Here is an 11,303-nt window from a genome sequence, read left to right as displayed (position 1 = left end):
CCGGCGGCCAGCCGCGCGTGTCGGTCGGCCAGCGCGCCATCGGCGGCGAAACCGTGCTTGCGGAATTCGGCTCCGCCAAGGGCCCGATCATCAGCCGCCGCACGTAAAGGGAGCTAGAGCCTGATGGAGACGCCCGCCTCGCCGCCCTCGCCCCCTCATTCGCACGCGGAACACAACAGCCCGAACGAAGAGGCCCGCGGGCCGCGCCTGCGCGAAATTCCGCTCCGGCTGCTGGTCCCGAACCTGATCACGGTGCTTGCCATCTGCGCCGGCCTGACGGGCATCAGGCTCGCCTTCGAGGGGCGCTACGAGCTGGCGGTCGCCATGGTGCTGCTGGCCGCCTTCCTGGATGGCATCGACGGGCGCGTGGCACGGCTCCTGAAAGCCACGTCGAAATTCGGCGTGCAGATGGATTCGCTTGCCGACATCATCAATTTCGGCGTCGCGCCGGCGCTGGTCTCCTACGCCTTCCTGCTCGACCAGGCGCATTCGATCGGCTGGATCGCCGCCCTGCTCTATGCGATCGCCGCCGGCCTGCGCCTTGCCCGGTTCAACGTCATGGAAGACCGCAACATCAAGGCGGACTGGCAATCGGAATTCTTCGTCGGCGTGCCAGCTCCGATGGGCGCCATGCTGGTATTGCTGCCGGTCTATCTCGGCTTCCTCGGGCTCGAGGCGACGCCGATCTTCGTTTATGCAAGCGTTGCCTATACGCTGCTGATCGGCTACCTGCTCGTCTCCCGACTGCCGGTCTGGTCCGGCAAGTCGAGCCGCATCCGCCGCGACCTGATGCTGCCGATCATGCTTGCCGTGGTGCTCTATGTAGCGCTGCTGATGAGCTATACTTGGCAAGTGCTGTCGACCACCGTCGTTGCCTACCTCCTCGTCCTGCCGTTCAGCGCCCGCGCCTGGCACCGTCGTTACGGCACGATTACAATCGAGGATGACAGTACGCATGTCTGAGTCTGCTCGAACTCGGTAAGCTGCAACTTCCGCGCAACAGTTTCCCACAAGATGACAGTTCTACGAATACTGGGCGGCAGTGCCAGCTTGCCGGCCACGATTCCGCCCGCTTTTATGGGAAAAGCCGCGATCGCAAAATGCAAACAAGAGATTCGCGTGTTGAGGAGACAGCCATGAGCACCGAGAAGAAAATCGAATCAAAACCGGAAATGACCACGCCTTACCGTCCGCTCGGCCTGAAGGCCGTGGTTGCCGCAGCCCTGATGCTGAACCGCAAGCCGAAGCTTACCCCAGCTGGCTGATCAGTCGGCTGATCGGCTTCATTCGCCGCTGAAAAAGCTCCACAAGAGCCCCAGCGCGAGCAGGCCCATGACGACGCCGATGACGACGTCCAGAACCCGCCAGGCGGCGGGTCTGGCAAACAGCGGCGCCAGAAACCGCGCGCCGTAACCGAGCCCGAAGAACCAGACGAACGAGGCAATCGCCGCACCGGCGCCATAGGCCACTCGTTCCGCTCCTTCGAAGGCCGCAGACAGGCTGCCGAGCAGCACGACCGTATCCAGGTAGACATGCGGGTTGAGGAAGGTGAAGGCCAGGCAGGTCAAGACCGCCGCCTTCAGCCCCATCGGTTCCGGGGCACCTGCCACCATCGCGCCAGGCTTGACTGCCCGGCGGAAGGCCATGAAGGCGTAGGTTCCGAGAAACACCGCACCGCCCAGCGTCACCACCGAGATCAGCACGGGAGATTGCGCGACGATGGTGCCTAGCCCGCCGACGCCGGCGGCGATCAGCGTCGCATCCGACAGCGCGCAGATCAGGCAGAGGATGAAGACATGGGAACGGATCAGCCCCTGGCGCAGGATGAAGGCGTTCTGGGCGCCGATGGCGATGATCAGCGAGGCACCAAGTGCAAGGCCGGAAAGGCCGGCGGAAAACAGGTTCATGAAATTGTCCGTCTGAAGGAAGAGAGCCGAGAGGTCAGAAAAGCGACATCTGGGTCGAGTCGGGTTTCGGCTTTTTCGGCGGTTCCTCTTCCGGCTGGGCGACCGCAACCGGTTTCTGCAGGTCCGGCCCCATGTTGGCGACCTTGTTGACGAGATCGGAAACCGGCAGCGCCTCGAAGAAATCTTCCTGAACCGGCTGCATCAGGTCGGCCACCTCACGCGGCTCCTGCGTCTTGCAGTCGAGCCACCGGGCAAAATCCTCGGGCTCGATGACGACGGGCATGCGGTCGTGGATGTGGCGAATGCCGCCGTTGGCCGCCGTCGTCATGATCGCGGCGGTATCCACCTCGGAACCATCGGCAGAAGACCAGGTCTCCATCAGACCGGCAAAGGCGATGACGCCGCCGCGCTTCGGGCGGATCCAATAGGCCTGCGGCTTGACGCCGCTTTCCTTCGGCGGCCGGCGCCATTCGTAGAAGCCGGTGGCGGGGATCAGGATGCGGCGATGGCGCATGGCGGCGCGGAAGGAGGCCTTGCCGATCGCCGTCTCGGAGCGCGCGTTGATCAGCAGCGGAAACTCCTTCATGTCCTTCACCCAGCCGGGGATCAGGCCCCAGCGGGCGAGGAAAGCGCGGCGCTCCGGCAGGTTGCTGCCCGGCTCACGCTTTTCCGATGACATGACGACGAGGATCGGCTGGGTCGGGGCGATATTGTAGCGGGCCGGGAAATCGTCGAGATCCGCCAGGCTGAAGAATTCCGAAATATCCTTGGGAGTCGCCGTCAGGGCGTAGCGTCCGCACATGCAGACTATGTGGCATCGGGCCTTGGAAGGGTCAAGCGCTGATGCTCAGGCGCTGACGTCATGCGCTTCTGGGGCCGAAGAGGATGATCGCACCGCCGACGAGGCACACCGTGACGCCGAGAACATCCCATCGGTCCGGCACCCGGGCCTCGATAGCCCAGAGCCAGAGGATCGAGGCGAGGATATAGATGGCGCCATAAGCCGCATAGGTCCGCCCCGCCGCCTCGCTCGGCACCAGCGCCAGCAGCCAGGCAAAGACGATGAGCGACACAACGCCCGGCACCAGCCACCAGACCGGCTTTTCCAGCCTGAACCACGCCCAGAAGGCGAAACAACCGGCAATCTCGGCAAGCGCGGCGATGGAGTAGAGGATGTAAGTTTTCATGGGAGACGTGGGCTTGAAGGAGATGGCATCTGGGGCACGTTTTCATATGATCGAAACGATGGAAACCGAAATCTGCGCGATCCCATCATAACGCGGGCATGCACGGCCACATGTAAATTATTTGCTTACGGCCTTGACCTCGTGTAAGCAATATACTTACATGCTGCATGATCAATTCCTTCAGGAACAAGGCGCTGGCTGCCCTGTTCCAGAGCGGCAAGACGAGCAAAATCGACGCGAAGATGCACAAGCGCATCCTTGTGCGGCTGGACCGTCTTGAAGCGGCCGAGCGCCCGGAGGACATGAACCTCCCGGGGTTTGATTTTCATGCCCTGCATGGCCTTGATCCGACCCGCTATACCGTTCACGTCAACGGGCCGTGGTGCATCACATTCGAATTCGACGGCAAGGACGCCGCCCGTGTTGATTTCGAGCAATATCATTGAAGCGGCGGTTTAGGGATGAGATCGATGGCGGAATATGAAGTGAAAAGGCCGATCCAACGTTGCCCGTCGCATCCCGGGGCGCTGCTTGATGAGATCATCCCCGCGACAGGCAAGACGAAGGTCGAGATCGCCAAACTGCTCGGCATCTCCCGCCAGCAGCTCTATGACATCCTGCGCGAGCGCAAGTCCATCTCCCCAAATGTCGCGGCCCGACTCGGGAAGATGTTCGGCGACGGTGCCGCTATCTGGCTGCGCATGCAGGCCGGCTATGACGCCTGGCACGCGGAACGCGAGGTGGACGTCAGCAAGATTCCCACTTTGAGCGCGGCGTGAAGCGTCCCAGCACATTGAACCGCAAAGACCGTAATATGCCCCAATCCCCCCAAGCCGCGTCCTCCGCCATTCTCGAACGCGACGGCCGGTTTCTGCTGATTCGGCGGATGAACCCGCCGTCGATGGATCTGTTCGCGTTTCCGGGCGGTCGGGCCGAGCCCGGCGAGACGCCGGAGCAGACGGCAGTGCGGGAATTTTCCGAGGAGACCGGCATTGCGGTGCGCAATCCCGTCCTCTTCGCCACCTATGATCTGAAGAACGAGAAGCAAGGCGGGCAGCATTTCTTTCTGTCGGTCTTTCGCGTGGAGGCCGACCCCGACACCCAGGCGATCGCCGCCGACGATGCGGCCGATGCCGGCTGGTATACGCTTGAAGAGATCCGCGGCCTGCCGGTGCCGGCGAGCGTGCTCGAATGCGCCGAGAGGCTGGCGGCGGAGACCAATGCCCGCTAAGAAGGCTCGCTAAGACAGGCGCAATTGCGCCGCATCGGGACCCGTTCATGAAGCTCATTCAGCGACTTGGCTGCCTGACACTGCTGGCAATCCTCTCGGCGACGCCGCTTGCCGCCCAGTCGGCGAAACAGCAGCCGTCCGCACCGCTACCGCCTCCCCCGGCGGCCGAGGAAAAGCCGGCGCCCTATGACGGGCAACTGACGCGGCTGGCGGAAGTGCTCGGCTCCATCCAGTATCTGCGCGCGCTCTGCGGCGCATCGACATCCGAATGGCGGGCCTCGATGCAGCAGTTGCTGGATGCCGATACCGGCACCGAACCGAAGCGCCGCGAGAGGTTGACGGCGGCCTTCAACCGCGGGTATCGGTCGTTTGCAGCCGTGCATACGTCCTGCACGGATGCGGCTAGGACAGCCGAGGAGCGTTATCGTATCGAAGGCGCAACACTTGCGACAGAAATCGCGGCGCGCTTCGGAAATTAGAGGATTATTTACCTCTTTTGGCGGGAGGCCGTGTCGTTTTGATAAAAGGCTGATAAAGTTTTTAACGGGCTAGTAATTAAACGGGCACCGAGGACGACAGAATGCAGACAGGCCGCAACGACATCGACGACATGATTGTGCATGAGAAGATGCAGGCTGCCTTGGAATATCAGAGCGAGGCATGGGCAGACGGCCGTGCCGACGGTATCGAGCCGGAAATCATTGCCGACGCAGCTCTGGTACTTGCTATGCGGGAAACCATCCGCATTCATGGAGAAATGGGCGCCGAAGCCATGCTTGATTCGCTCAAGAGCCGCATGCTCGCCGGCGAATTCTCCCCCGAGCGCACTGTTCAATAAACGATAGAGGTTTCCCGTGCGAAACGCGGCGGAAACGACGATGCCCAGACTCTCCATCCGCCTTTCGGCGGCAATCGTGCTTGGTGCCGCCATGACAATGGCGGTCGGCGGCCAGGCCCTGGCGCTGTCGGAGCTACGCCCGAGCGTCGAGCCACAAGAACCGGAGCGTGGCCAGAGCCGCGCCATCGTTCAGGCTTTCGAAGGCACGACCCTGCCGCAGCCGGGTCCGGCGATCAATCGATCGGCACAGGCCGGCGACAGCAGTAAGACGACCGCTCCCCCGGCAAACCCGAACGCCGCCAAGCCCGCGCCGAGCGACGACAAGCCGGCGGAAATCATCCGCGACATGACAAAGCTGCCGGCGCCGGTCAAGCAGATGCGTGAAAAGCTCGTCGAGGCCGCGGCCTCGGGCGATGTCACCCGCCTGCGCGACCTGATGGGAACAGGGGCTACTCAGACGCAGGTGATGAACGGCGAATTCGAGGATCCGATCGAAACGCTGAAGAGTTTTTCGGGCGATGCGGACGGCCAGGAAATCCTCGCCATCCTGCTCGATATCCTTTCCACCGGTGCCGCGCATTTCGACATCGGCACGCCGGAAGAAGCCTATGTCTGGCCCTATTTCGCCGGCAAGCAGCTTTCGAAGCTGACGCCGCCCGAACGGGTCGATCTTTTGCGCATCGTGACGGCTGGCGACCTCGCCGGCATGGAAGAGAACGGCAACTACAACTTCTTCCGCGCCGGCATCAGCCCGGACGGCAAATGGAAGTTCTTCTCCGGCGGCGACTGAACCGGCGACTCCTGTCGGGTTTTGTGTCAATCGCCACCAGTGCATTTGCCGAACCGTCGCTACCCCCCTCTGTCACTTTCGTGACATCTCCCCCTCAAGGGGGGAGATCATGGGGGGATTGCGGTATCGGGTCCATCCAATAATAACGTCCCAAAAAGATAGCCAGGCGTATTGGACGCCAGGCGGTGCCCCAGCCAATCTCCCCCCTTGAGGGGGAGATGCCCGACAGGGCAGAGGGGGGTGCGGCGGCATATTCGGCCGCCACCGCATTTGCCGCCCGGTATGCCTTGCCGCCGCCCCTGCGAAGACTTAACTCTCAGTCTCAGAACAACCGGATTCCCGCGCCATGCCCGCCGCCTTTCTTCCCTCGCGAAGCCTGATCCGCCTTACCGGCAAGGATGCGCAGGATTTCCTACAGGGGCTGATCACCACCGACATCGATTCGCTGCCGGGGGGTGAAGCCCGGCCGGGTGCGCTGCTGACGCCGCAGGGCAAGATCCTGTTCGATTTCCTGGTCTGGCGGGAGGGAGACGGGTTCGTCATCGAGACCGAGACGGCTCAGCGCGAGGCGCTGATGCGGCGGCTGACGATGTACAAGCTGCGCGCAGCCGTGGATATCACGGCCGGTCCGGAAGACGGAATCACCGTGTTCTGGGGTGATGATTCGGGCAAGGGCTCGGTGAAGGATGCGGCCTTCGCCAAGGCCGGAATCTCCCTCGTCCGCGCTCCCGGCAAGCTGGACGACGGATCAGAAGAGGCTTATCACGCGCTTCGAATCGAAGCCGGCATCTCGATCTCCGGTCACGACTATGCGCTGCAGGACGCCTTTCCGCACGACGTGCTGCTCGACCAGACGAGCGGACTTTCCTTCCGCAAGGGCTGCTATGTCGGCCAGGAAGTCGTTTCCCGCATGCAGCATCGCGGCACGGCTCGGCGGCGGGTGGTGATCGTTTCGGGCGATGCCGCCCTGCCCGCCTCCGGCACCGAGATCGTAGCCGGCGGCAAGCCGGTCGGCGCGCTCGGATCCGTTTTCGGAAACAAGGGGCTGGCGATCGTGCGCATCGACCGCGTCGGCGACGCCTTGTCACGCGGCGTGCGGCTTTCCGCGGGCGACGTGACTGTGAGCTTGACGCTTCCGGCCTGGAGCGGGCTCTCCTTCCCCGCCGAGGCTGAAGAGGCCGAGACGTGAGCCCAGTGGTGACGGCACCACGTGCCTGGCAACGAATGCTGTCGGGACGCCGGCTCGACCTGCTCGATCCCTCGCCGCTCGACATCGAAATCTCCGATATCGCCCACGGGCTTGCCCGCGTCGCCCGCTGGAATGGCCAGACGCGCGGCGACCATGCCTTTTCCGTCGCCCAGCACTGCCTTGTCGTCGAGGAAATCTTTCGCCGCTGCAACGAGGCCTGCACGCCCGACGCGCTGCAGATGACGATGCTGCACGATGCGCCGGAATATGTGATCGGCGACATGATCTCGCCGTTCAAATCGGTGGTCGGCGGCGGCTACAAGGCGGTCGAGCAGCGGCTGGAGGCGGCGATCCACCTGCGCTTCGGCCTACCGCCGCATCCGAGCCGCGAACTCAAGGCGCTGATCAAGAAGGCCGACACGATCGCTGCCTTTTTCGAGGCCACGGAACTTGCCGGCTTCTCGGTCACCGAGGCGCGGAAATTTTTCGGCCAGCCGCGTGGCATCACCCCCGACATGCTGACGATCCAACCGATGCCGGCGCTGACGGCGCAACAGCTTTTCCTCGACCGGTTCCATCAGATCGAGGCCGAGCGCGCGGACAAGGCGCCATGACCGCGATCGTCGTCTGCCCGCTCGGCTCCATCGCCGAGACAGCCGTCCGGCACAAGGCGCGCGAAATGGTGAGCCTGATCGCCGAGGGCCAGGATTTTCACCGGCCCGGCGTGATTTCCGCCGAGCGCCACTTGAAGCTGGCGATGAACGATATCGGTTTTGCCGGCACGGGAGGCCTGATCGCCCCGAGCGAGGCGCATGTGGAAAGCCTGATCGGCTTCGTGCGCGATTGGGACCAGTCGGCGCCGATCGTCATCCATTGCTGGATGGGCGTCTCCCGTTCGCCTGCCGCAGCGGTGATCACCGCGCTCTCGCTGCACCCGGAAGAGGACGATTTCGCGCTGGCTGCGAGGCTTCGCAGCGTCGCGCCGCATGCGACGCCGAATACGCGGCTGATCGAGATCGGCGACCGGTTGCTCGGCCGCAACGGCCGGCTGATCGCTGCCATCAAGGGGATAGGCCGCGGTACCGAGACTGATGGCCGGGCCTCCTTCATCTTGCCGCTAAAAACCTCGCCTTGAACCTGAAAGTTGAATTTTCCTAATTGTTTAGCTCGGAGCAAAAAAGCTCCACTTTTATCTTGACCTCGCGGCCTGCTGCGCCAATTAACGGCGAAACTAAAATCAGGAGCAGACCGCCGGATGGACCAGGCGTCGGAATTTGTTGTGGCTACCAGGGCGGCACTCGCTCAGTTGAGCGCGCTGGCGGTGCAATATTCCTTCTCCGCCGTCGGTGCGATCGTTCTCCTCATTCTCGGCTGGATGGCCGCCGGCCTGATCAGCCGCTGGGGCCATCGCGGCCTGTCGCGCATCCACGGCATCGACGCGACGCTGTCGCAATTTTTCTCCAATATCATCCGTTATGCAATGCTGGTTCTCGTCGTCGTCATGGTGCTCGGCCAGTTCGGGGTGCAGACGGCATCGGTGCTCGCGGCTCTCGGCGCGATCGGCCTTGCGGTCGGCCTCGCGCTGCAGGGTACGCTGCAGAACATCGCGGCGGGCATCATGCTCCTGGTCCTGCGGCCGTTCCGGGTCGGTGAGAGCATCGAGACCGGCAGCGTCACCGGCACGATCGTCGATGTCGGACTGTTTGCGACCGAACTTCGGACCGCCGACGGCGTCTATCGGCTGGCGCCGAACTCGACGTTGTGGAACGTGCCGATTACCAATTACAGCCGGCTGAAGACGCGCCGCAACGAGATTTCGGTCAGTATCGGCACCGACCGCGACATCGGCCGGACCCAGGCGAAGCTGATGGCGCTCGCCAGCGGTGAGAGGCGGGTGCTGAAGGATCCGGCGCCGACCGTCTACGTGGCCGAGTTCGATGCCGGCAGTGCCAAGCTGACGCTGCGCTACTGGACGAAGAGCAGCGACTGGTGGGAAACCGGACGCGACCTGACCCGGGACGTCAAGCTCGCTTTCGACAAGGTTCCGGGTGACAGGCAGCCAGAACAGATTCCAGACCCTCAGGTAGAAACCCGCGACGTCACCGGGGAGAGCGGACCTCCGGCTCCTCGCGGTGCGGACGAACCGGTCACGCAGCGGACCTGAAGGAAAGGATGCATCGGGGCCGGCTTTTCACGAGGAAGCCGGCCCCGATGCCCAAATGTTACGAGAGGCGAATCGGCGATCGCCGTCACACGACCTTGAGGTCGTATTCCTCGCTGCCTGACCAGACGATGTCCCAGGACGCCCCCGGACGGACGTTGCGGATGGCCGTCGGTTCGAAGGCGACGAGACAGCGGCCCTGATCGTGCCGCACCGACGGGTAGATCAGTCCGTCATGCCCGTCGCGCCTCAATCTTTCGGCAAGCGCCTGCCCCTGGGGATAACCAATCGCGGGATCCGGATCGAGCGCCGGGTGACCGCGTTCGTCGGTGATGTCCGGATACTCGCCGATGAAATCCGCCAGCAGTTCCACATAACGCGCCGTTTCCTCGAAGACGCCGATGAACCGCAGTTCCCGCGTCTTGTGGAAGGCGACCTCGGCAATCGACGTCATCGTGTCCCAGCTGCAGTACCAGGCGCCGCGGTTTTCGTCGTTGAAGCGGTTTCCGCCTTTTCGCGTATAGGTGAAGGCGGCATTGATATGGGTGTTGCCGTAGACCTGCAGGTCGTGCTTGCGGCGTTTCCAGGCGAGCTCGCGGCGGTCGAGATAGAGGTTCAATCCCCGCTCGGCGGTCAGCCTGGCACTAGTCATGCCCTCGATCTCGGCAAGGATCGCCAGTTCCTCGTCGCTATCCACCAGGCCGCGCAGGCTCGGCGGCTTGTGGTAGGTCGCCGGGATCAGCCGCACCAGCGCCCTGTCGCTGACCGAGGTCACGATCACGCGCCGCCCCGCAGGGCATCCAGGTAATTGCGCACCGCGAGGAATTGCGGCAGTCCCTCGTCGATCAGCGTATCGATGGGTCGGGTGCCGCGAAACAGCGGCCCCTCGTTCGGCAACGTCATCCATCTGGAAGCAATCGGATCGCTGAAATAGAGTTTCAGCGCCTTGTAGATGCCGATGACGGCGCTGAGGCGCAGCATCTGGTCTTTGGTCAAGCCTCCGGAGTATCCGGGTTTTCGTGCACGTTTCCAGGTGCTTTCCGACATGTCCGCGAGGGCCGCCGCCTCGTTCACCGGCACGCCCCACTCGGCGACGACATTGCCAAAGGCCTTCAGCGCGACGGCCGTCAGCTGTTCCGCTTTCTCTTTTCTGGCTGCGACTTCCATGGCAAGCTCCTGCTTCGCCTTGAAGTTAGTCCATTTGCACTGAATGTAAAGGTCATATGGACCTTTTTGATACATCGCCGGGATTGACGCTATTGCTATCGCTTGCGGGATTCTGCGAACGGTCGGTACCGCCGCCCATCCAGGGGCCGAGCGTGAGGTCGTCGAGCACTTGCGGGGTGTTTTCCAGGCCGGATGACCGGCGCGGATGGGACACGGCCATTGCGGCATGGGACCGTGACCGACACCCAACCCGGCGCCTGATTGGTCGTGGAACACGGCTCTTCCCTTCCCTCGGCCGGCAATTGTATAACCGGTTGATTGAACTCTTCACCCGCGAGCGCGCCGATGATCGAAATCCTCCTCCTGCTGCTGGTGATCTTGATGGTGGGTCTTTATCGCAAGACATCGACCCGAGTGGCAGCGCTCGAAAAGGAGTTGGAGGCGATCAAGGTCGGACTGCTTTCCACGCAGCCGGTTTCCACGGCGGCACCCGTGGCTGCCCCGGCGACGGTTCCCGCTGCGGCGGCTGTTATCGCCACCGAAGCGGTGACCGAAGAACCGGCAGTTCGGGCAGAACCGGTGCTCCGGGCCGAACCGGTTGCGGCAGAGGCCGTGCCGGAAGAGACGATTGCGGCAAGCGTGGCCGCCGAGGACGTTGCGGCCCGCGAAGAGGCTCCCGCACCGGTCGCGACGACGACACGGACACCAACGCCCGCAAAACCGAAAAACCGCGAAAACCTCGAAAGCTATCTCGGCGCCCGCTGGCCGGTCTGGGTCGGCGGCGTGGCGCTTGCCTTCGGCGGCATCTTTCTGGTGCGCGCTTCGATCGAGGC

General features: G+C 63.3%; 17 protein-coding genes and 2 pseudogenes. 14 read left to right on the top strand and 5 right to left on the bottom strand.

All coding sequences use genetic code 11. The features are described 5' to 3' along the window. From MOV63_RS30840 to MOV63_RS32700, 3 genes and pseudogenes are all read left to right on the top strand, one after another. Positions 1-107: pseudogene (locus tag MOV63_RS30840) on the top strand (phosphatidylserine decarboxylase family protein); the annotation flags it as partial. A gap of 16 nt (positions 108-123) precedes the next feature. Then, the gene (gene pssA / locus MOV63_RS30835; RefSeq protein ID WP_247039482.1) at positions 124-963 is read left to right on the top strand and encodes a CDP-diacylglycerol--serine O-phosphatidyltransferase; all 840 of its coding nucleotides are present in this window, start codon (positions 124-126) and stop codon (positions 961-963) included. Between the two features lie 173 nt (positions 964-1,136). Further along, positions 1,137-1,265: a hypothetical protein gene (locus MOV63_RS32700; protein ID WP_255759033.1), complete on the top strand. Its 129-nt coding sequence runs from the start codon at positions 1,137-1,139 to the stop codon at positions 1,263-1,265. Between the two features lie 18 nt (positions 1,266-1,283). Here MOV63_RS32700 and MOV63_RS30830 read toward each other — a convergent pair whose 3' ends face one another. Genes MOV63_RS30830 through MOV63_RS30820 form a run of 3 tightly spaced genes read right to left on the bottom strand, consistent with a single transcriptional unit; the run spans position 1,284 to position 3,094 of the window. Continuing rightward, positions 1,284-1,901, bottom strand: coding sequence for a LysE/ArgO family amino acid transporter (locus MOV63_RS30830; protein ID WP_247039485.1), 618 nt, complete (start codon positions 1,899-1,901; stop codon positions 1,284-1,286). A 40-nt stretch (positions 1,902-1,941) separates the two neighbouring features. Then, positions 1,942-2,709: an SOS response-associated peptidase gene (locus tag MOV63_RS30825; protein WP_247039481.1), complete on the bottom strand. Its 768-nt coding sequence runs from the start codon at positions 2,707-2,709 to the stop codon at positions 1,942-1,944. A gap of 58 nt (positions 2,710-2,767) precedes the next feature. Further along, positions 2,768-3,094, bottom strand: a complete 327-nt coding sequence (locus tag MOV63_RS30820; RefSeq protein WP_247039480.1) for a YnfA family protein — start codon at positions 3,092-3,094, stop codon at positions 2,768-2,770. Positions 3,095-3,261: 167 nt separating this feature from the next. On the opposite strand from MOV63_RS30820, the gene MOV63_RS30815 reads away from it, so the two are divergent. The 10 genes from MOV63_RS30815 (at position 3,262) to MOV63_RS30770 (ending at position 9,306) form a co-directional block, all read left to right on the top strand. After that, the gene (locus tag MOV63_RS30815; RefSeq protein WP_038541554.1) at positions 3,262-3,540 is read left to right on the top strand and encodes a type II toxin-antitoxin system RelE/ParE family toxin; all 279 of its coding nucleotides are present in this window, start codon (positions 3,262-3,264) and stop codon (positions 3,538-3,540) included. A 24-nt stretch (positions 3,541-3,564) separates the two neighbouring features. Beyond that, a complete protein-coding gene (locus MOV63_RS30810) occupies positions 3,565-3,873 on the top strand; it encodes a HigA family addiction module antitoxin (protein ID WP_247039478.1) in 309 nt (102 codons plus the stop codon). A 35-nt stretch (positions 3,874-3,908) separates the two neighbouring features. After that, positions 3,909-4,325 carry an NUDIX hydrolase gene (locus MOV63_RS30805; protein WP_247039476.1) on the top strand — a complete coding sequence of 139 codons (417 nt, stop codon included), beginning with the start codon at positions 3,909-3,911 and terminating at the stop codon, positions 4,323-4,325. A gap of 47 nt (positions 4,326-4,372) precedes the next feature. Further along, positions 4,373-4,804 carry a TIGR02301 family protein gene (locus MOV63_RS30800; protein WP_247039474.1) on the top strand — a complete coding sequence of 144 codons (432 nt, stop codon included), beginning with the start codon at positions 4,373-4,375 and terminating at the stop codon, positions 4,802-4,804. Positions 4,805-4,905: 101 nt separating this feature from the next. Beyond that, the gene (locus MOV63_RS30795; RefSeq protein WP_007752665.1) at positions 4,906-5,163 is read left to right on the top strand and encodes a hypothetical protein; all 258 of its coding nucleotides are present in this window, start codon (positions 4,906-4,908) and stop codon (positions 5,161-5,163) included. Positions 5,164-5,203: 40 nt separating this feature from the next. Next, a complete protein-coding gene (locus MOV63_RS30790) occupies positions 5,204-5,953 on the top strand; it encodes a hypothetical protein (protein ID WP_247039472.1) in 750 nt (249 codons plus the stop codon). A gap of 346 nt (positions 5,954-6,299) precedes the next feature. Further along, complete coding sequence (locus tag MOV63_RS30785) at positions 6,300-7,142, top strand: folate-binding protein YgfZ (RefSeq protein WP_247039471.1); 843 nt, start codon at positions 6,300-6,302, stop codon at positions 7,140-7,142. Between the two features lie 35 nt (positions 7,143-7,177). Further along, a complete protein-coding gene (locus tag MOV63_RS30780; RefSeq protein WP_247039483.1) occupies positions 7,178-7,756 on the top strand; it encodes a YfbR-like 5'-deoxynucleotidase in 579 nt (192 codons plus the stop codon). Further along, on the top strand, positions 7,753-8,277 hold the full coding sequence (locus MOV63_RS30775; protein WP_247039468.1) for a tyrosine phosphatase family protein: 525 nt from the start codon (positions 7,753-7,755) through the stop codon (positions 8,275-8,277). The genes MOV63_RS30780 and MOV63_RS30775 overlap by 4 nt, the downstream gene beginning before the upstream one ends. A gap of 120 nt (positions 8,278-8,397) precedes the next feature. After that, a complete protein-coding gene (locus tag MOV63_RS30770; RefSeq protein ID WP_247039466.1) occupies positions 8,398-9,306 on the top strand; it encodes a mechanosensitive ion channel family protein in 909 nt (302 codons plus the stop codon). Between the two features lie 85 nt (positions 9,307-9,391). On the opposite strand, the gene MOV63_RS30765 is transcribed toward MOV63_RS30770, so the two are convergent. Further along, complete coding sequence (locus MOV63_RS30765) at positions 9,392-10,084, bottom strand: RES family NAD+ phosphorylase (protein WP_247039464.1); 693 nt, start codon at positions 10,082-10,084, stop codon at positions 9,392-9,394. Further along, entirely contained in the window at positions 10,081-10,470 is a 390-nt protein-coding gene (locus MOV63_RS30760; protein ID WP_038585217.1) for an MbcA/ParS/Xre antitoxin family protein, read from the bottom strand. Before MOV63_RS30760 ends, MOV63_RS30765 begins: the two co-directional genes overlap by 4 nt. Positions 10,471-10,815: 345 nt before the next feature. On the opposite strand from MOV63_RS30760, the pseudogene MOV63_RS30755 reads away from it, so the two are divergent. Beyond that, positions 10,816-11,303, top strand: a pseudogene (locus tag MOV63_RS30755) (DUF2339 domain-containing protein); the annotation flags it as partial.

Source organism: Neorhizobium sp. SHOUNA12A (genome assembly GCF_023006505.1).
Lineage (GTDB): Bacteria > Pseudomonadota > Alphaproteobacteria > Rhizobiales > Rhizobiaceae > Neorhizobium.
Note: the sequence above shows the minus strand (reverse complement) of the source record. Positions and strands in the feature narration are given on the sequence as shown.